This window comes from Microbulbifer sp. ABF4_107, assembly GCF_056312215.1.
On sequence record NZ_CM149983.1, the window covers coordinates 2,127,570 to 2,146,473 of the forward strand.

The 18,904-nt window shown below is 57.8% G+C and carries 12 protein-coding genes, 1 pseudogene and 1 riboswitch; of the genes and pseudogenes, 6 read left to right on the plus strand and 7 right to left on the minus strand.

All coding sequences use genetic code 11. The annotated features are described in order from the left end of the window. Positions 1 to 44 precede the first annotated feature (44 nt). Positions 45 to 1,736, plus strand: a pseudogene (locus ACYX4K_RS08790) (transporter substrate-binding domain-containing protein); the annotation flags it as partial. A gap of 280 nt (positions 1,737 to 2,016) precedes the next feature. Here the strand turns inward: ACYX4K_RS08790 and ACYX4K_RS08795 are convergent. The 5 genes from ACYX4K_RS08795 to ACYX4K_RS08815 form a co-directional block, all read right to left on the minus strand. Continuing rightward, positions 2,017 to 2,994 carry an NAD(P)H-quinone oxidoreductase gene (locus ACYX4K_RS08795; protein ID WP_475092494.1) on the minus strand — a complete coding sequence of 326 codons (978 nt, stop codon included), beginning with the start codon at positions 2,992 to 2,994 and terminating at the stop codon, positions 2,017 to 2,019. Positions 2,995 to 3,071: 77 nt separating this feature from the next. Further along, a complete protein-coding gene (locus tag ACYX4K_RS08800) occupies positions 3,072 to 5,372 on the minus strand; it encodes a TonB-dependent receptor (protein WP_475092493.1) in 2,301 nt (766 codons plus the stop codon). Positions 5,373 to 5,625: 253 nt separating this feature from the next. Continuing rightward, positions 5,626 to 6,264 (minus strand): pyridoxamine 5'-phosphate oxidase, encoded by a 639-nt coding sequence (pdxH, locus tag ACYX4K_RS08805; RefSeq protein WP_475092492.1) that lies wholly within the window; start codon positions 6,262 to 6,264, stop codon positions 5,626 to 5,628. A gap of 151 nt (positions 6,265 to 6,415) precedes the next feature. Beyond that, complete coding sequence (locus tag ACYX4K_RS08810; RefSeq protein WP_475092491.1) at positions 6,416 to 7,708, minus strand: RDD family protein; 1,293 nt, start codon at positions 7,706 to 7,708, stop codon at positions 6,416 to 6,418. Beyond that, entirely contained in the window at positions 7,708 to 9,399 is a 1,692-nt protein-coding gene (locus ACYX4K_RS08815) for an Hsp70 family protein (protein WP_475092490.1), read from the minus strand. The genes ACYX4K_RS08810 and ACYX4K_RS08815 overlap by 1 nt, the downstream gene beginning before the upstream one ends. 309 nt (positions 9,400 to 9,708) lie before the next feature. Here ACYX4K_RS08815 and ACYX4K_RS08820 point away from each other — a divergent pair, with 309 nt between their 5' ends. From ACYX4K_RS08820 to tdh, 5 genes are all read left to right on the plus strand, one after another. After that, positions 9,709 to 11,346, plus strand: a complete 1,638-nt coding sequence (locus ACYX4K_RS08820; RefSeq protein ID WP_475092489.1) for a 5-guanidino-2-oxopentanoate decarboxylase — start codon at positions 9,709 to 9,711, stop codon at positions 11,344 to 11,346. 110 nt (positions 11,347 to 11,456) lie between these two features. After that, complete coding sequence (locus tag ACYX4K_RS08825) at positions 11,457 to 12,890, plus strand: aldehyde dehydrogenase family protein (RefSeq protein ID WP_475092488.1); 1,434 nt, start codon at positions 11,457 to 11,459, stop codon at positions 12,888 to 12,890. Positions 12,891 to 12,955: 65 nt separating this feature from the next. Then, a riboswitch (SAM-I-IV-variant riboswitch) is annotated at positions 12,956 to 13,071 on the plus strand. A gap of 85 nt (positions 13,072 to 13,156) precedes the next feature. Beyond that, positions 13,157 to 13,372 carry a hypothetical protein gene (locus ACYX4K_RS08830; protein ID WP_043315589.1) on the plus strand — a complete coding sequence of 72 codons (216 nt, stop codon included), beginning with the start codon at positions 13,157 to 13,159 and terminating at the stop codon, positions 13,370 to 13,372. Between the two features lie 293 nt (positions 13,373 to 13,665). Then, a complete protein-coding gene (locus tag ACYX4K_RS08835; RefSeq protein ID WP_475093937.1) occupies positions 13,666 to 14,865 on the plus strand; it encodes a glycine C-acetyltransferase in 1,200 nt (399 codons plus the stop codon). Positions 14,866 to 14,874: 9 nt separating this feature from the next. After that, entirely contained in the window at positions 14,875 to 15,903 is a 1,029-nt protein-coding gene (gene tdh, locus ACYX4K_RS08840; protein ID WP_475092487.1) for an L-threonine 3-dehydrogenase, read from the plus strand. A gap of 53 nt (positions 15,904 to 15,956) precedes the next feature. Here tdh and ACYX4K_RS08845 read toward each other — a convergent pair whose 3' ends face one another. Next, complete coding sequence (locus tag ACYX4K_RS08845; protein WP_475092486.1) at positions 15,957 to 17,198, minus strand: cation:proton antiporter; 1,242 nt, start codon at positions 17,196 to 17,198, stop codon at positions 15,957 to 15,959. A gap of 58 nt (positions 17,199 to 17,256) precedes the next feature. Further along, complete coding sequence (locus ACYX4K_RS08850; RefSeq protein ID WP_475092485.1) at positions 17,257 to 18,801, minus strand: FMN-binding glutamate synthase family protein; 1,545 nt, start codon at positions 18,799 to 18,801, stop codon at positions 17,257 to 17,259. Positions 18,802 to 18,904 lie beyond the last annotated feature (103 nt).

Below are 18,904 nucleotides of genomic sequence, written 5' to 3' on the forward strand. Positions count from 1 at the left end.
TAAATTTGGTGACGGGAATTGACCATATGCTCCCCAGGTCCACCATGGTGACCCAACACTACTTTGAACTTTCCGCGGACCTGGCGAAACGCTTAGATTTAGAGCCTTACTGGATCAGTGCAACAACACCTGAAGAAGCACTGCAAATGCTGAACGATGGCCGTGCCGATGTGGTAGCAGCTAACCTCACCCGCACTGACCAGCGCGAAGAACGCTACGATCTCAGCGAAAACATTTATCGTGTGCATGAGCAGTTGATCACGGGAAAAGATGGCCCGGATATCGCATCTGTAGACGCCCTGAAAGGCATCACTATTATTGCCCTCGCCGATAGCACCTATATGGATACCGCCAAAAAACTTGTGGAGAAAATTCCCAGTGCAAAGCTTGAAACACTGGTCTTAAAGCGTGACCAACCCTTGGATCAAGTTTTCGATAAGATGACTAAACAAAAAGACACAGTGATGATACTGGATAGCAATCTGGTGCGCGGGCTCCTTTCTTATCGCGACGATCTAAAAGCCGGAGCTATGGTCAGCGGGGAAGAAGATATCGTTTGGGCCATGCGCAAAGACTCGCCGGAGCTGCGCCTACGAATCAACAACTTCCTTACCAAAAAACTGATCAAGGCCCCTGTTGAACGCACCGCGGATTGGGACGCCATCAAGAAATCCGACGTTATCCGCTTTCTGACCTACAACGGGCCCACCAGTTATTTTATGTGGAAAGGTGAACTGATGGGCTTTGACTACGACCTCGCCAAGGCCTTTGCCAAAAAACACGACCTTGAGCTACAACTGATCGCTGTCCCACCGGAAGAATCGCTGATCGAATGGTTGAACAAAGGCCGCGGAGACTTCGCCGGCGCGTCAATGACCATCACGGCGGAGCGAAAAGCTCAGGGAGTGGAATTCACAACCCCGTATTTCGAAACCTCACAGCAGATTCTGAGTAACAATTCCAAGCCGGAAATCAAAACCCTTGACGACCTCAATGGACGCACTCTCACCCTGCGCCCGACAACCGCGTTCGTTGCGACAGCGAAAGCACTGCAAAAAAGCGGCATTAAACTGAAGATTGAGTTTACCGCACCAGAAATCAGCTATGAAGCCATCATGAACATGGTGGCCAACGGCGAGGCAGACGCAACGATTGTCGATGCACATGCCGCAAAAGTGCAATCAATGCTACGCGATACTCTTTCAGCCGGCCCCCTGGTCAGCGACCCGCTGCCTCAGGGCTGGATGGTAGAGAAAAACAGCCAAGCGCTGCTGAAAAAGCTGGATGCGTTTCTGTCCGAGTATGTGCAAAGCAAAAGTTACGCAAAAAAAGTCAAGACCTACTTCGAACCTGACCGTACGGCAACCGCCAAGCTACTGGAAAGCATAACCCCGGACGGGAACCTATCCCCCTTCGACAAACTGGTGAAACGCTCTGCTCGCAAACACGAATTCGATTGGCGGCTTATCGTTGCGCAGATGTGGCAGGAAAGCAGTTTCAATCCAAAAGCAGAATCGCCGGTGGGGGCCCAGGGGCTGTTACAGGTGATGCCACGCACCGCCGACGAAGTGGGCTATCCGCATCCACTGTTTGACCCCAAACGCGGCATCGAGGCAGGTGTCAAATATCTCGATTGGGTACGCGACCGATTTGATGAAGACCTGACACTGGAAAACAAGCTCTGGTTCTCACTGGCCTCCTACAACGCGGGTATCGGACACCTGTACGACGCCCAGCGACTGGCAGAAGAACTGGGACTGGACCCAAATGTCTGGTTTGACAATGTGGAAAAGGCAATGCTCAAGCTTTCAGAGCCGAAGTATTTCAAAAAAGCCCGCTATGGCTATGTACGTGGCGCAGAACCCGTGCACTATGTGCAGAATATCAGCAACATTTACAAAGCCTACACCGACCTGAAACCCGGTGACGTGGGCCATATCCAAATGCGGGAACTGCCCTCGGTCGCCAGTCTTTCCGCCCGACTTGAGCACTTGCTGGAAGGATTGTACGTATCCCTCAAGTCACCAGAACAATCTTGCCAATATTCTCTCCGGATTCCATTTTCCGGTGCGCATCCGCAACCGATTGCAGCGGAAATGTGGCCGTCACATGTGGACGAATCCTGCCAGCAGCAATCATCGGCCACACCTGCTGTTCCAGGTCCCGGGCGATCTTCGCCTTCACCTCGGGAGGCTGCGGGCGCAGGGTCGAGCCGGTCAGGGTCAGGCGTTTCAGCATCACCGGTAGCATATTGACTGCCACTTTCGCACCGGAGAGAAATGCAATGTTGACGATACGGCCATCGCGAGCGGCACACTGGATATTGCGATCGACATAGTCGCCGCCCACCATGTCCAGAATGACATTGGCGCCGCTGCCATCTGTCGCCGAGAGCACGGCTTCCACAAAGTCCTGCTCGCGATAATTGATCGCCCGCTCCGCGCCAAGCTGTTCGCAAACGGCACATTTACCATCACTGCCTGCGGTGGCGAACACACGGACACCCAGGCTGGTCGCCATCTGAATCGCGGTGGTGCCGATTCCGGAGGAGCCGCCGTGCACCAGCAGCACCTCACCGGGCTGCAACTGTGCGCGGTGCATCAGATTACTCCATACCGTAAAGAAGGTTTCGGGCAACGCTGCACCTTCCACGTCATCCAGACCCTCGGGAACCGGCAAGCACTGCCCCTGGGGCGCAACCGCAAACTCAGCATAACCACCGCCGTTGGTCAGCGCGCACACCCTGTCGCCTATCTTCCAGCGCTCCACGCCAGAGCCGAGTGCGGCAACCTCTCCGGCCACCTCTAACCCGAGCACCGGAGACGCGCCAGGTGGAGGCGGATAAAAGCCGGCACGCTGCACAATATCCGGGCGGTTGACACCAGCCGCGGCTACGCGAATCAACACCTCGCCAGCGCCAACCTTTGGCACTTCGCCTTCGGCGACGACCATTTTTTCCGGGCCACCGTACTCTGGCAGATCAATATACCGCATGACAAAACTCCGTTTCCTGATACCTGAGCCCTGATACAAAAAAGCCCGGCGGTGCCGGGCTCAAATAGGTCGAACAGTTATAGCTCGTACGTTAACTCGACACCCCACACCCGCCCTTTGTTCAGCGGGGTAAAGCTCGCACCGGGCCCACCCAATGTAGAGGGTAACTGCGTATTGTTGCCCTCGGTGACCTCGTTGAGCATATTTTTACCGAACAGTGCGAGGCGGTAGTTGCCGGCATCGGGTACAAATCCGAGACTTACATCGAGCATATCCGCTTCCGACAGCATCCCCGCATTGTTGTCCGTATAAGGCGCAGCATCCCGGTGATTGAAGTTCACCCGCGAGGTCAGGATGCCGAGACTGCCCATCTGCAAATCATGTACCACGCCCACGCCGTAAGTCCAGGGCGCCAGGCGTGGTATATCGAGTGCAAGATCTTGCCCATCGATCACCCCATCGCCACTGATATCGCCGCGGACGCTATCGTATGCGCCGTCAACGTAACCGACATTTGCAGTAAACAGCAGGTTCTCGCTGGCTACCGCCATCAATTCAAATTCCGCACCCTGAATCGTGGCATCCGCGGTATTGCGAATATACTGAACAACCGAAAATACAGGATCCGCCAGGTTTTCCTCACGCTGCATATCGTCAATGGTGTTGTGGAACACGGCTACGTTGGTACGCAACCGGCCATCCAGCCACTCAGCTTTACCGCCAATCTCGAACGATGTCTGCTCCTCTTGATCTGTAGGGCCGGGCTCATGCAACAACCCGGTATTGCGCATATTGTATCCGCCACTGCGGAACCCCTTGGTCCAGTAACTGTAAAGCTGCGCGCTGTCCGATAGATTCCATTGCAGGCCCACCTTGGGAGTAAACGCATTCCAGCTCTCACTGTCTTCGAAATCGTAAAAGGCACAGCCTCCCAGATCGCACATGGTCGACGCCGTCACCACGGGATTAATGGTGGCAACTTTTGCCGACTTTTCTTCCGTCGAATAGCGCCCACCAAGAGTCAGCACCCAGGCTTCGCTCAGGTCAATATCCGCCTGGGCGAAAACACCCAGCGCCTCATGCTCCTGCAAGCCGCCACCGGTAATATCGAGGCCATTGAGGGGCAACTGGCGATTTTCAAAGTAGGCCAGATCCTGACTGAACCAGTACAGCCCCGCTGTCACAGCGGTTGCGCCGAATCGACCGGCGTAGCGCAATTCATTGCTCAACTGGCTCTGGTCGATACTGGTATGGGCGTGAAACGCGGTAATGGGCAAAGAGTCGATATCACCCAGACCAACCGCCGCATATTCGCGCCAGGCCAGAATATTGGTGATGGTGCCGTCACCAAAAGCGACATCCTGATTGAACTCGGTAATCACCTGCGACCATTCGTCGTTTTGATAGCCCGGTTCATTCTGGGCGATTTCAAACGAGCCTTCGCCGTTATCCCAATCAGAGACATCGACTCCAAACAGCGGGTAGGCCGGGAAATTAGCGGCCAGTGCACCGCGGTTCTGCGCCACTACCCCGGCGGAGTCCATGCGTCCGTGCTCCATCCGCACCAGCAGTTCAGCCGATTCACTCAGGGCAATACTCAGGCTCGGCCGTACGAACCAGGTATCCGAGGCGCCGGCCTGGTCGTCACCGGTATATACATTCTCGAACCAGCCCTGATCATCGTTGTAGTAGGCGGTAATTCGGCCGTTGACCCGCTCGGAAATAGCGCCATTTACCGTCGCCGCAGCCACGGTATCCAGGTTATCCGTCGTTGAGAGCTTGAACTTGCTGGAGAATTCCTCGGTGGGGCGCGCGGTGTTGATCACCACAGCGCCACCGGTGACGTTGCGGCCAAACAACAGCCCCTGCGGCCCGCGCAGCACCTCAATACCTTCAAGGTCGAACATGTCGGTAACAACCCCGGCATTGACCCCCATGTACATTCCGTCGACAAACACCCCTACGGTAGGATCGATAGAGGGAATCGAGCTGTTTACCCCCAGGCCACGCACGGTAAAGTTGGCGGTATTCTTTACGGTACCAATATCCTCAAGCTGAACATTCGGCATCTTGAAAGAAAGGCTCTGCAGATCTCGTGTCTGCAGGGCTTCTAACTGGTCTCCGGAGTAGGCCGTCGCCGCTACGGGCACTTCCTGCAGCTTTTCGGCCTCCGCGCGCTTACGCGCGGTAACCTGAACCTCTTCCATCAAAGTATTGACCGAGCTCTCCGCTGCGCGGGCATCGCCAGTACCGCACAAAACCGACAGCACAAATACAGAACAGGCCGAAGCCAGGGTCAGGCTCGCGCTTCTATTGCGTTCGCAAGTGGGATTGAAGGGGGTAATAGGCGTATTGAAAGCATTGGAATCGCTTCCCATATTTTCTCTCCATTGCACTGAGTTATTTTTATGTAATTTTCAGCAACAGATTCAACATGACCGGCACCGCTTGTCGCCAATACCTCTGACAACCCGATCTGAAACCGCGCTGTTTTATGCCGGCACACTCCAATGCCGGCAAGCAAAGACTACAAGAGCTGTTTGAGTTTCAAAAGTTTATTTTTATATATTCACACAGGCTATTGCACACGCGTCCAACCATAGTCTCGAGAGATAATCGCGGCGAACCGGATCAAGGGCTCAGGCGCTCCAGCTGCCACTCGCCCGCTTGCATGGCGCGATAGATGAAGCGGTCGTGCAGGCGGGATGCCCGGCCCTGCCAGAACTCGATTGCGTGAGGGGCCACTCGGTAGCCTCCCCAGAATTCGGGTCGCGGAACTTCAGTGCCGGAAAACTTTTTTTCGCAGGCCGCAAACTGATCTTCCAGTACCTGACGCGACACAATGGCATCACTCTGGTGGGAGGCCCAGGCTGCGATCTGACTCTCCCGGGGGCGGGTACTAAAATACGCATCCGCCTCGCTATCAGCCACCTGCTCGGCGACGCCGCGCACGATGACCTGGCGCTCGAGAAAATGCCAGGGAAATAGCAGGGATACCTGTGGATTTGCAGTGATATCCCAGGCCTTCTGGCTTTTCAGATTGGTGTAGAAAACAAAGCCCGCCTCATCAAATCCTTTCAATAACACGATACGTTGAGAGGGCTGACCACTGGCGTCGGCAGTACTGAGGCACATGGCGCTGGGATCAGAGATATTCGTTTTAACCACCTCTTCCAGCCAGCTGCGAAACTGACTGATCGGGTCTTCCGCCAGATCTTCCCGCTGCAGGCCACCCTGCAGGTAATCTCTACGCCACTGATCAATTTCCATCGCTGTCATATCCTTTACAACTGTTTACATGCGGCACTTTAATCATCTAACCAATAAAAACAACGTATCACCGGTCTCACTGTCGTCATCAACCTTGGCAACGCCAATAAGTGTACGCAGTTTGGCCTCCGATCCCCAATCTGCGCCGGCGCTACTTCTGCCGGCGCAGATATTCCTCGCGGCTTTTTCGGTAGTTGATCACGTGGGTGCCACTGAGGCGATCGTGCATCAAATTGCCACCGAGGAAGCAGTTGATAAACCAGCCGATCTTGTAGGTGACCAACGTAAGCGTGAAACTGCAAGTGCGCCACAGGCCACGCCCATACCCCAATCGCTGGAAACTCTTGTCTGTAACCTTGTAACCCATCACCCATTTTCCCGGAGTCGTTTGCCAGCGGGAGCACTCCGCCAGCCAGGAACCCAGCAGGTAGAGCCCGCCGGAAACCGCGATAGCGAGAAGGGTGGCATCGGACTCCGGCCGGCCGGAGACTTTCATGATGATTGCCGTCGCCATAACACCGACCATCAGATGCACCAGCATAATATCCAGCAATACTGCCACAGAACGTCCAAGCAGCGAGCCGAAGAAGTAGTGATCCAGTTGCTCATCCACCACCTTGGGCTTCTGGCGCACCAGTTTGCTTCCACCCCGGATGGCGGTCGTCGGGTCACGCTCTATGCCAACCGGCTGCATGGCATCAAACAGGGTATCCGCGAGCGCTTCGTCAAACTGCTGGTAATAGGCCGGCGCATTGCCAGACCAGCCAAATAACTGATCACAGTAAACCAGTACATTCCCGGTGATATGGGTATTGTGTTTACCCCCGTGCTTTGCGGCATCCTGATTGAAGCGCGCAAAACGCTCAAACACCGCCAGCCCGAGATTCCAGTTGTACTCTTCTTCCAGCATGTAGCGGGATTCAGCGAGGAAGTGCCAGCGCTCCTCACGGTGAATACGCAGAGGGTCTTCAAGCACCTGCTCCACCAGAACAAGCACTCGGCGGTATTCTTCGATGCGCAATTGCCGGGCCGCGTCCTCTTCCGCTTCAGACCCGATCTCTTCGCTGGCCTCTTCCGGTTCCAATGGAACGGACTGCTCTACGGGAGATACCTGCGGAGACGACTCGATCAGCGGTGGTACCGGTTCCCGAACTGGCGCGACAACAGATTCTGGCGCTGCCCCGGCAGGCTCCTCCACAAGGACCTCTGTAGGCTCCTCTGTAAGCTCCTGTGTAACTTCCTCCGCAAGCTCCTCGGCCACCGGCACGCTGCGCCGCGCCCGGGCCTGAGCCAGCTTCAGTGCCATTTTGTACGCACTGTGCAGCTGTTGAAATTCTTCCGGTTTTTCGTCGGGACGGTTGAGCTTCAGCTTGGCCGCATAGGCCCGCTTGACCGCACGGGGATCATCACAGGGCTCGATGCCAAGGTGCGCCCAGGGGTTCATCAGATCCAGTCCTCGCCGTCGAAGCGGTCGAGAAACGCCTGCAGCCCCGCCTGCGCTTTTTTGATTTCCGCCGGGTTTTGTCCGTTCAGCACCCGGTCGAATTCCCCCAGTGCATGGGAAATGGCATCCCGCTGCGGACCGAGACTGGCTTCGTACAGACGTTCTCCGCGGGCAATCAGTGCGCGGTTGACTTCGTCCTCCCGCGGGTGGAATTTCAGCGCAGCCAGTTTTTCCAGTGCCGCCGCTTTCGCTTTGTCATCCAGTGCACCGGGAGTAAATTCAATCAGCTTGTTGTAGGTGTTTCCGGTGGAGACCACAGTGACATCCACTTCCAGCAAGCCGTTCATATCGTAGCTGTAGCGAATATCCACCGCCTCTTTGCCCCGCGGCCCCTTGGGCACCGGCACACTCATCTCGCCAAGAAATACGTTTTTCTTTACCAGGCGGTTTTCTCCCTGGTAGACATCGATACGCAGTTCGGTCTGGTTGTCACTGGCCGTGCACACCTGCCGCACCACGCTGACCGGCACTACCGTATTGCGTTCGATGATTGGCAGGAAGTAACTGCCCTGATCCGGGCTGTCTTCATTCACAATGCCGGTGCCCAGGGTGTAGGGGCAGACGTCGGTAAGCACGATATCGTCCAGCGCGGCATTGCGGGATTTCAGTCCACCCTGAATCGCCGCGCCGATGGCAACCACGGTGTCCGGATCCAGATGGCAGGACGGCAGGCGCCCGAACATACGCCCCACCATGGAGCGGAACAGGGCCATGCGGGTGGAGCCGCCCACGAGAATCACTTCATCGATGGATTGCGGCGGCATGTCCGCGTCGCGCATGGCGCGCTCGATCGGACGTTTGGCGCGCAGTAGTAGCGGAGTCGCCACTTTTTCAAACCATTCACTGGTAGCGGCCCACTGGAATTTTTGTTTGCCCAGTTCCAGCGCCAGGGGTTGGGAGGCCTGCTGGCCAATCCGGCGCTTGACGCTCTCCATCTGCATATACAGATTCTGCTGCTGCCGGGCAGTCAGTGCAGACTTCTCCAGGTCGAGCTCTTTCAGCACGCTGTCGGTCATCGCCTCGACAAAATCCTCACCGCCGAGAAAATTGTCACCGGCGCTGGCATGCACTTCCATGATGCCGTCAAAAAACTCGAGGATAGACACATCAAAGGTGCCGCCCCCCATATCGAGAATCAGGAAGTTTCCTTCGCGTTTGTCATGCAGTCCGTAGGCCACGGCTGCAGCAGTGGGTTCGTTGATAAGGCGCTCAACCTTGAGCCCGGCCAGTTCCCCCGCCAGCTTGGTGGCGTGACGCTGGTTGTCGTTGAAATAGGCAGGCACGCTGATTACCGCTTCGCTAACCGGCTCGCCCAGATGCGCTTCGGCGTCTTCTTTCAGAGAGCGTATTACCAGCGCAGAAAGCTCGGTGGCACTGTACAACTGACGGCCAAGCTTGACCTTGTGATCGGTGCCCATCAGGCGCTTGAATGCGGCGACGGTACGATCACTGTGATTGATCAGGCGCTCCTTTGCCGTGCGCCCGACTACCAGCTCGCCAGCGTCATCCAGCCCCACTACCGAGGGCGTAAGTAATTCCCCCAACCGGTTCGGGATCAGGGTGACACCCTCATCCGTCAAAATTCCGCATGCACTGTTGGTCGTACCCAGATCAATCCCGACAATGGCCATTGTTCCCCCTGAACATAGAACCGGCTGAAATGTTTTTATCGTTGTGCGCCATTGAACCATATTTCAGGCGCCAGGCACTATTTGACGAGCCGCCCTGCGAGGACACTATCTCACCCCCAATCTGCAACCCCGGCAGAATTCACAAATATCCTGCCGCCAAGGCAGCCCTATCTCAATTTTCCTGCGTTTAATCCCGCAGGGATGCAGACTCTGCGGACGCTTGCAGCCCCCGCGGCGCAAGACTAGGCTCCGTTGCATACCCGCTTGCGCAGGCAAGCCAACACAAGAAAGAACAGGCAGGAACAAGGCATGTCTTCCGCAACTTCTCAAACCCCACAGAATACCGGAGCACCAAGCTGCGCACAGGTACTGATGCACCTGTTAAAAGGTTACTGTGTGGATACCGTATTTGGCATTCCCGGGGTACACACTATCGAACTGTACCGCGGTCTACCGGGCAGCGGTCTGACCCACATCACACCGCGCCATGAACAGGGTGCCGCGTTTATGGCGGATGGCTACGCCCGTGCCAGCGGCAAACCCGGCGTGTGTTTTCTGATCACCGGACCCGGTGTGACCAATGCCGCTACGGCCATGGCCCAGGCCTATTCCGACTCTATTCCGATGCTGGTGATCAGTGCGGTCAACCGCCGTGAAGATCTCGGCAGTGGTCGCGGTCGCCTGCACGAACTGCCGCGGCAACAGGATGTCACCCGCGGTTTCTGCGTCTGGCAACACGCCCTGACCAGTGCCGAGCAACTGCCGGAAACCCTGGCCCGCGCCTTCCAGGTAATGCACGCGCCGCGGCCGGGTCCCGTGCATATCGAAATTCCCATCGATCTTTTTCCCGCGTCTATGTCCCACGGGATAGCGGACTATCGGGCAGTGGCGCCCACCGCCCTGCCTGCCGCACCGGCAGACACCATTGACCGCGCGGCGAAACTGTTAGCGAACGCGGAGCAGCCAGTGATTCTGCTGGGGGGCGGCGCGCAGCAGGCTGGCGCAGAGGCCACCGCGCTGGCGGAAAAAATTGCCGCACCGGTATTTGAATCCCTCGCCGCAAAAGGCATCGTCGACGAGCGCCACCCACTGTGCGGCGGCGCCAACCTGAGCTTTTCCAATGTGCGCGAGCGGATTGAAAACGCGGACGTGGTACTGGCAGTGGCGACGGAACTGGCGGAAACCGACCGCAACCTGGTGCGTGACAATTATCATTTCAAAGGCAAGCTGATTCGCGTAGATCTGGACCCGGCGCAACTGGTCTGTAACGCCAATCCGGACCTGGCAATCTGTGCCGATGCCAAAGCCGTCCTGCAACAGCTGGTCGATGCAATGGCTGCGGTCGACAGAACTGCGCAAGCGCAACATGCCGCCGACGAAGTCGCGCAATTGCTACGCGAATGCCGCAGCGAATGGTGGCCGGGTTCCGAAGATCGCTACCCCTGGGTGCAGGCGCTGCGCGAAGCGCTGCCAGATGACGGCATCTTCGTGACCGACTCCACCCAGCTGGCCTACAACACCAATCATGCGTTACGTCTGTTTCAGGCGCGCAGCCACATTACCTGCACCACCGGCTACGGCACCCTGGGCTTCGCCCTGCCCGCCGCCATCGGCGCCGCACTGGCGAGCCCGCGCCCGGTAATCGGCCTGATTGGCGATGGCGGCATCATGTTTACCCTGGGTGAACTGGCCGCCGCTGTGGAGCAGAAGCTCGCGCTGCCAATACTGGTTTGGAACAACAGCGGCTACGGCGAGATTCGCGATTTCATGGACGAGGCGGCGGTGGAGCAGGAAGGTGTCAATCTGCACGCGCCGGACTTTGTCGCACTCGCCCGCGCCTTCGGTGCCGAGGGCTGTCGCATCGAGCAACCGGAACAACTGGGCGAAGCGGTGGCACAAGCCTTCGGCCGCCAGGGCCCGACCCTGATTGAAATTACTGCGCCCTGAATGGACGCGTTGTAGGAGCCTGCCGGCAGGCGAAATAGTCAGAGCTCTGTAGCGGTTCCCAATGCGGCAAGCTCCTACAGAAGAAACACAGAGAAATTTGGAATAAATTCATGACAACAATCAGTCAACTGCCCACAAAAAAACTGTACATCAACGGTGAATGGCGCGATTCAAACGGCGGCAGCCTGCACCCGGTGATCAACCCTGCCACCGAAGAAACCCTGTGCGAAGTCATTCAGGGCTCCATGGAAGATGTGGACGACGCCGTAGCGGCTGCCAAGGTAGCGTTCAAAGAGTGGCGCCACACCCGCGCCGCCAAACGCCAGGCTCTGATGCACGCCATTGCCGACGGTATGGAAGCGCGCAAGCAGGACCTGATCGACGCCGTATCCCAGGCGCTCGGTTGCCCCGCGCATATCACTGAATGGTTGCATATCGATGGCCCCATCTACGCCATGCGCTACTACGCCGACCGCGCCGCGCTGATGGAAGAAACCGAAAAGGCCGGGCACTCTGTCGTGCTCAGGGAACCGGTGGGCGTGTGTGGATTTATCACCCCGTGGAATTACCCGCTGCACCAGTTTGTCGGCAAGGTCGCCCCCGCCCTCGCTGCCGGCTGCACCATGATCCAGAAACCCTCGGAGATGACCCCGCTGCAGGATTACGTGATGGCGGAAATCATCGACGCCGCCGGCCTCCCCGCCGGTGTATTCAACCTGGTACCGGGCGCCGGCCCCATTGTCGGTGCGGCGCTTTCCAGCCACGTGGACATCGACATGGTGTCCTTCACCGGCTCTACCCGCGCCGGTATCGAGGTGGCCAAATCCGCGGCGCCCACGGTCAAACGTGTGTGCCAGGAGCTGGGTGGTAAATCCCCGTTTATCATCACCCCCGACGCCGACCTCGAAGCCGCCGTACGCTGGGGCTGTGAAGATGTGTTCATCAACAGCGGACAAACCTGCACCGCACTGACCCGCATGCTGGTACCGGCCGAACGCTACGAAGAAGCGGTGAACATTGCCAAACGCGTGGCCGAAGAAGTGGCCATGGGCACCGGAGCCGACGACTTTATGGGCCCCCTTTCCTCCGCCCGCCAGCGCGACATCGTGCGCGGCTATATCGATAAAGGCATCGCCGAAGGCGCACGCCTGGTTGCCGGCGGCAGCGAAATTCCCGAAGGCTTCGCCAAAGGCTTCTACGTCAAGCCCACCGTCTTTGCCGACGTCACCAACGAAATGGCCATCGCCCGCGAAGAGATCTTCGGTCCGGTCACCTGCATGATTCCGTACAGGGACATGGACGAAGCCATCGCCATCGCCAACGACACCGAATACGGCCTCTCCAGCGGTGTCTGGGCCAAAGACGCAGAGTCCGCAATGCCCGTCGTGCGCCGTATCGAAGCCGGCCTGTGCTTCGTCAACGGCGGTGAGTTCAATTACGACGCCCCATTCGGCGGTGTTAAGCGTTCCGGCAATGGGCGCGAATTTGGCGCCGCCGGCCTGGACGAGTTTATTGAACTGAAATCCGTGCAACTTCCCGCATAATACTCTGACGCGCCGTCGCCCGCGGCGGCGCTGTTGACTGGTTGTTCCGCCATCGTTATCTTTGCCCCCGACATCAAGAGAGTGGCTGACGCCAACGCCAACCTGCCTACCGGGGCAAGGTGGTTTCTCAACACAAAACTTGTGCTGAGGATGGGGCTCTCGCTGAACCGCATTGGTTACAGCGTTGCAATCCTACCGGGATGCGATTTTTTTAACTGACGAATCGCCTCTTCCGCCGTCAGCCCTCCAGAATTTTTGGAGGGAACATGTCCGAATTACAGCTATCCAGCACCGACGTTATCGAAATCCAGATCGCGCCCCAGCGCGCCCGAACCGCCGTCCGGGCAGTCAAACGCAGCGATCGGCAACTGCTGTGGCAACTACTGTTCGACACAACGGAAGACGCGCTGGCCTTCGCTACTCACTGCCGCGCCAGCGACGCACCGGTCACGGCTCACAAGGCCTGTGAACTGGTGGGATAACCAAATTTGACGGGTCGGCTGGGCTATCTCGTTATAAAAGACTGCCCAACCTACACTTACGGCTGAAATTTCGACGTTGTAAATCAGCGTTGCGAGCTTTGAGCGCAGGTGTCGATACCGGGTGCTCCCTTGTGAGACCTTCACCGCCATGGATGGCGGTGCAGAGCCCCCATGGATGGGTTTACGGCGTGTCTCACAAGGGAGCACCCGGTAGCGGCGCCGCCACCAAAGCTATTCATGCCTGCTCTACTACCCTACTGCCAAAAGCACTGATAGGAGCCAATAACAACGCCATGTCCAAGCCCGAGCAATTTTTCCAGCACCTGCGCGACGAACTGAAACAGATCGAGGCCGATGGCCTCTACAAGCGCGAGCGCATCATTACCTCGCAGCAGAGTGCCGAGATCCAGGTCAATAATGAAGACCAGGTCCTCAACTTCTGCGCCAACAACTACCTCGGGCTCGCCAACCACCCGGACTTGATCGAAGCGGCCAAAGAAGGCCTCGACCAGTACGGCTTCGGCATGGCCTCCGTACGCTTTATCTGCGGCACCCAGGACATCCACAAAGCCCTGGAATTCCAGCTGTCTGAATTTTTGCAGACCGAAGACACCATCCTATACACCTCCTGTTTCGACGCCAACGGCGGCCTCTTCGAAACATTACTGGGCCCAGACGATGCCATCATCTCCGATGCCCTCAACCACGCCTCCATCATCGACGGCGTGCGCCTGTGTAAAGCCAAACGCTTCCGCTACGCCAACAACGACCTGGCTGATCTCGAAGCGCAACTGCAGGCCGCCGACGCCGCCGGCGCGAAAACCAAACTGATCGCCACCGACGGCGTCTTCTCCATGGACGGCGTCATCGCCAACCTCAAAGGCATCTGCGATCTGGCAGACAAATACAACGCCCTGGTGATGGTCGACGACTCCCACGCCGTCGGCTTCCTTGGCCAACACGGCCGCGGCACCCACGAATACTGCGATGTGGTCGAGCGCGTCGACATCATCACCGGCACCCTCGGCAAAGCCCTGGGTGGCGCCTCCGGCGGATTCACCTCCGGCCGCCAGGAAATCATCGACCTGCTGCGCCAGCGCTCGCGCCCCTACCTGTTCTCCAACTCCGTCGCGCCCGCCATCGTCACCGCGTCACTGAAGGTGCTGGACATGCTGGTGGAAGGTGGCGAACTGCGCGACCAGCTGCAGGAAAACTCCCAGTACTTCCGCAAGCGCATGACCGACGCCGGTTTCACCCTCGCCGGTGCGGACCACGCGATTATTCCGGTAATGATCGGTGACGCCGCCCTGGCACAGAAAATGGCCGACAAGATGCTGGAGAAAGGCATCTACGTGGTGGGCTTCTTCTATCCGGTGGTCCCCAAAGGCCAGGCCCGTATCCGCACCCAGATGTCCGCCGCGCACACGCGCGAACAGCTGGACCGCTGCATCGACGCATTTATTGAAGTCGGGAAAGAACTCGAGATTATCTAAGCAGTATTTATGAAAGCATTATCCAAATTAAAGTCCGAACCCGGCATCTGGATGACCGACGTTGAGGTACCGGAACCGGGCCACAACGACCTGCTGATCAAGATCCGCAAAACCGCGATCTGCGGCACCGACATGCACATTTTCCACTGGGACGAGTGGTCGCAGAAAACCATTCCCGTACCCATGGTGGTGGGCCACGAGTATGTGGGTGAAGTGGTTGGCATGGGCCAGGAAGTCGCCGGTTTCAAGATCGGTGACAGAGTGAGTGGCGAGGGCCATATCACCTGTGGCCACTGCCGCAACTGCCGCGCCGGCCGCCGCCACCTGTGCCGCAATACCTACGGTGTGGGCGTAGACCGCCAGGGCGCGTTTGCGGAATACCTGGTAATCCCGGCGCTCAACGCCTTCAAAATTCCGGACAATATTTCCGACGAGCTCGCTTCCATCTTCGATCCGTTTGGCAATGCGGTGCACACGGCACTGTCGTTTGATCTCGTCGGTGAAGACGTGCTGATTACCGGTGCCGGCCCCATCGGAATCATGGCCGCGGCCGTCGCCCGCCACGTGGGTGCACGCCATGTGGTGATTACCGATATCAACGACTACCGCCTGGAACTTGCTAAGAAAATGGGCGCGACGCGCACCGTCAATGTCAGCAGGGAAAAACTGTCGGATGTAATGAAAGACATCGGCATGACCGAAGGCTTTGACGTGGGCCTGGAAATGTCCGGCGTCGCCGTCGCCTTCCGCGATATGCTCTCCGCCATGAACCACGGCGGCAAGATTGCCATGCTGGGGATTCCCCCGGGCGAAATGGCCATCGACTGGAGTCAGGTGATCTTTAAAGGCCTGATTCTCAAGGGTATTTACGGGCGGGAAATGTTCGAGACCTGGTACAAAATGGCCAGCCTGATCCAGTCCGGCCTCGACCTCTCCCCGATCATCACCCACCAATTTTCCGTGGACGAATTCCAGAAGGGATTTGACACCATGGGTTCCGGGGAATCGGGCAAAGTTATTCTGAACTGGGCGTCCTAGAAGCCCTGGCTATCTACCTGACCACCTGCGGGCAGCAATATCGCTGCCCGTATTCAAAGCCCCAGCTTTTTGATCAATCGCGTACTGGTTGTCCCCTGTACCAGTAACGAAAACAACACCACGCCAAATACCATCGACTGCACCGTCCACCAGTACGGCAGCTCCGTGGGCAGTGACAGCACCAGCGCCACCGCAATGACACCCCGCAAACCGCCCCAGCTCAAAATCAATCGCCAGCTGTTTGGAATCGGGGGCCCCACAAAGCGCGCGAAGGGCGCCACCAGAAACACCGCCAGCGCCCGCGCACCAATGGCCGCAACGATGGCTATGATCATCGCCAGCCACTGGTGCGTAAACATCTCGAAGGTGATCACCAGCCCCATGATCACGAAGATCAGCGCATTGAAAAATAACCCCAGCCACTCCCAGGTCGGTGCCGCATGAGCCAGGTAGGTTTCCTGCTGCTCGCGCAGACAGGCGCGAGCCACAATAGCGCAGATCATGACCGACAGGATTCCAGAGACCCCGACCACGTGCTCCGCCAGATAAAAGCTGCCGAAGGCCGCCAGTACCAGAACCATCAGCGCAGCGCCCGCCGAGCCGAGAAACAGAATCACGATAGCAGTAACCAGCCCACAGATGGTGCCCACCGCAAGACCACCAAAAAATACCGCGGCAAAATACAGTGCAAAACCACCCACACCACTGATCGCCTCGCCGGTGGCCACACTGCCTTCCATGGCACTGTGGCTGGCAATACCCAGTGCAAACGCAAACAGCACAATTGCGACCGCATCGTTAAACAGGCTTTCCCCTTCCACCAGGGTTAACAACTCTTCATTTGCGCGGCTTTGGCGCAAACGCGCCACCACCGCCACCGGATCGGTGGCGGCCAGTATGGCGCCAGTGAGAAACGCAGCCAGCCATGGAAAGCCGGTAGGATGGTGAATACCGTAGAAGACAAGCAGCGCCGTAATCAGACAACAGATCAACACGCCGAGGGTCGCCAGCAACAGTACCGGCCCCAGCCAGCGAAACAGGATATCCGGGTCGATCTTCCACGCGGACTGAAAAATCAGTACCGGCAGGATGACGAAAAATACCAGCTGATGCAGGTTTTCCGCGCGCAGCCCGGTGTCGTAATCAAATACCGGTAACAACATTCCGGCAAGTACGCCGGCGATCAGACAACCAAGGGTGTTATCGCGCTTCAGAACACGGGCGATACCGAGACCGACCACTGCGGCCACCGCCATATACAGCCCCTGCCCAACCAGTGTGGTGACGCCTTCCATGCTCACGCTCTCTCTGTTGTGCGTATGTTTGTTGTGCCTGTGTAGAGCGTAACGCCGCTCAGATCTGATCGCGATCGCTGGCGATCACCGCCTTGGGCTTTCCTTCCGGCGCCAGGGTGGTCAGCGGGACCGGCACACCGCGCTCGTTGATGACCTCAACGTGAGCGCGGTGCAACAGGCGCGGTTCCGGTACGCCACAGGAGTGGGCGATGGTTCCCACCTCGTATTCCATATTGTGCGCGTAGTGATAGACACGCTCCGCTTTGTCCATGGGGTCCAGCCCCTGCTGTAAATCCGGGTTGTGTGTAGTGACGCCGGTGGGGCAGGTGTTTTTGTTGCACTGCATGGCCTGAATACAGCCGAGAGCGAACATAAATCCCCGCGCGCAGTTGACGAAGTCGGCCCCCATGGCGAGCGCCCAGGCCACCATCGACGGAGTGAGCAGTTTGCCCGCACAAATGATTTTAATGCGGTCGCGCAGACCGTATTCGGCGATCAGATCCACCACCAGGGGCAGGCTGCGATTCAGTGGCAGGCCCATGTAGTCCAACAGGCTCTGCGGCGCGGCACCGCTGCCGCCATCGGCACTGTCGATGGTGATAAAGTCCGGCGCGCTCTCGGCGCCGCGGCGCAAAATGGCCTCACACAGTTCGTGCAGCCAGTCGCTGTTGCCGATCACACATTTGAACCCGGTGGGCTTGCCGGTGACTTCGCGAATATGATTGAGCATATCCAGCAGCCCCTCGACGTCCTTGATTTCCGGGTGGCCATTGGGGCTGATTGAATCTTCTCCCACCGGTATGCCGCGCACATGGGCAATCTCCGGTGTCACCTTCACCCCCGGCAGGATACCGCCCTTACCGGGTTTTGCCCCTTGCGAGAGTTTCAGCTCGAACATTTTCACCTGCTCGTGCCCGGCAACCTCGCGCAGCTTTGCATCGGACAGATTGCCCTCGGCATCGCGCACGCCGTATTTGGCTGTGCCAATCTGAAACACGATGTCACAACCACCGGCCAGATGATGGGAAGACAGGCCTCCTTCCCCGGTGTTCAGCCAGATACCGGCTTTCGCCGCGCCTTTGGAAAGCGCAGTCACCGCCGGTACCGACAGGGCGCCGAAGCTCATGCCGGAAATATTAAATATCGAGCGGGTGGTATAGGGTCTGCGCGCAACACCCTCCCCCAGAGTGACCTCCCGCGCTGGTACTGCATCCTTGGCCAGAGTGGGAAACGGATGATTGAGAAAGACAATATCGCCGGGCTGATTCAGGGGGCGGGTGGAACCAAAGGCCAGGGTGGAATCCACATTCTTCGCTGCCCGATACACCCAGCTGCGCTGGGCGCGATTGAACGGCATCTCCTCCCGGTCGAGGGCAAAGAAATATTGGCGGAAGAACTCGCCCAAGTGCTCGAACTGATAGCGGAAACGCCCCAGTACCGGAAAATTGCGGCGGATCGCCTGCTTGGTCTGGCTGATATCCGACAGATACAGATACACCACATACAGCACCAGCACCACCAGCCCGAAGGCAAACAGCATGGCGAATATCTGGAGCACCTTGACCGCAAATGCATAGATAGCGGCGACAGATTGAAGATCCATTCCCTAGTTCCTGATGGCTGGTTTTTAGCGCGTACTGATCGGTCATTGTAAGTGCTGGGGAACGCGCTTGCACCGTCTGCGGCCTGGCAATAAACTGTACAAA

Excerpts from the sequence above, each read along its gene's own strand:
- ACYX4K_RS08795 (WP_475092494.1), bottom strand. The coding sequence starts at position 2,994 with ATGCGGTATATTGATCTGCCAGAGTACGGTGGCCCGGAAAAAATGGTC.
- ACYX4K_RS08800 (WP_475092493.1), bottom strand. The coding sequence starts at position 5,372 with ATGGGAAGCGATTCCAATGCTTTCAATACGCCTATTACCCCCTTCAAT.
- pdxH (WP_475092492.1), bottom strand. The coding sequence starts at position 6,264 with ATGGAAATTGATCAGTGGCGTAGAGATTACCTGCAGGGTGGCCTGCAG.
- ACYX4K_RS08810 (WP_475092491.1), bottom strand. The coding sequence starts at position 7,708 with ATGAACCCCTGGGCGCACCTTGGCATCGAGCCCTGTGATGATCCCCGT.
- ACYX4K_RS08815 (WP_475092490.1), bottom strand. The coding sequence starts at position 9,399 with ATGGCCATTGTCGGGATTGATCTGGGTACGACCAACAGTGCATGCGGA.
- ACYX4K_RS08820 (WP_475092489.1), top strand. The coding sequence starts at position 9,709 with ATGTCTTCCGCAACTTCTCAAACCCCACAGAATACCGGAGCACCAAGC.
- ACYX4K_RS08825 (WP_475092488.1), top strand. The coding sequence starts at position 11,457 with ATGACAACAATCAGTCAACTGCCCACAAAAAAACTGTACATCAACGGT.
- ACYX4K_RS08830 (WP_043315589.1), top strand. The coding sequence starts at position 13,157 with ATGTCCGAATTACAGCTATCCAGCACCGACGTTATCGAAATCCAGATC.
- ACYX4K_RS08835 (WP_475093937.1), top strand. The coding sequence starts at position 13,666 with ATGTCCAAGCCCGAGCAATTTTTCCAGCACCTGCGCGACGAACTGAAA.
- tdh (WP_475092487.1), top strand. The coding sequence starts at position 14,875 with ATGAAAGCATTATCCAAATTAAAGTCCGAACCCGGCATCTGGATGACC.
- ACYX4K_RS08845 (WP_475092486.1), bottom strand. The coding sequence starts at position 17,198 with ATGGAAGGCGTCACCACACTGGTTGGGCAGGGGCTGTATATGGCGGTG.
- ACYX4K_RS08850 (WP_475092485.1), bottom strand. The coding sequence starts at position 18,801 with ATGGATCTTCAATCTGTCGCCGCTATCTATGCATTTGCGGTCAAGGTG.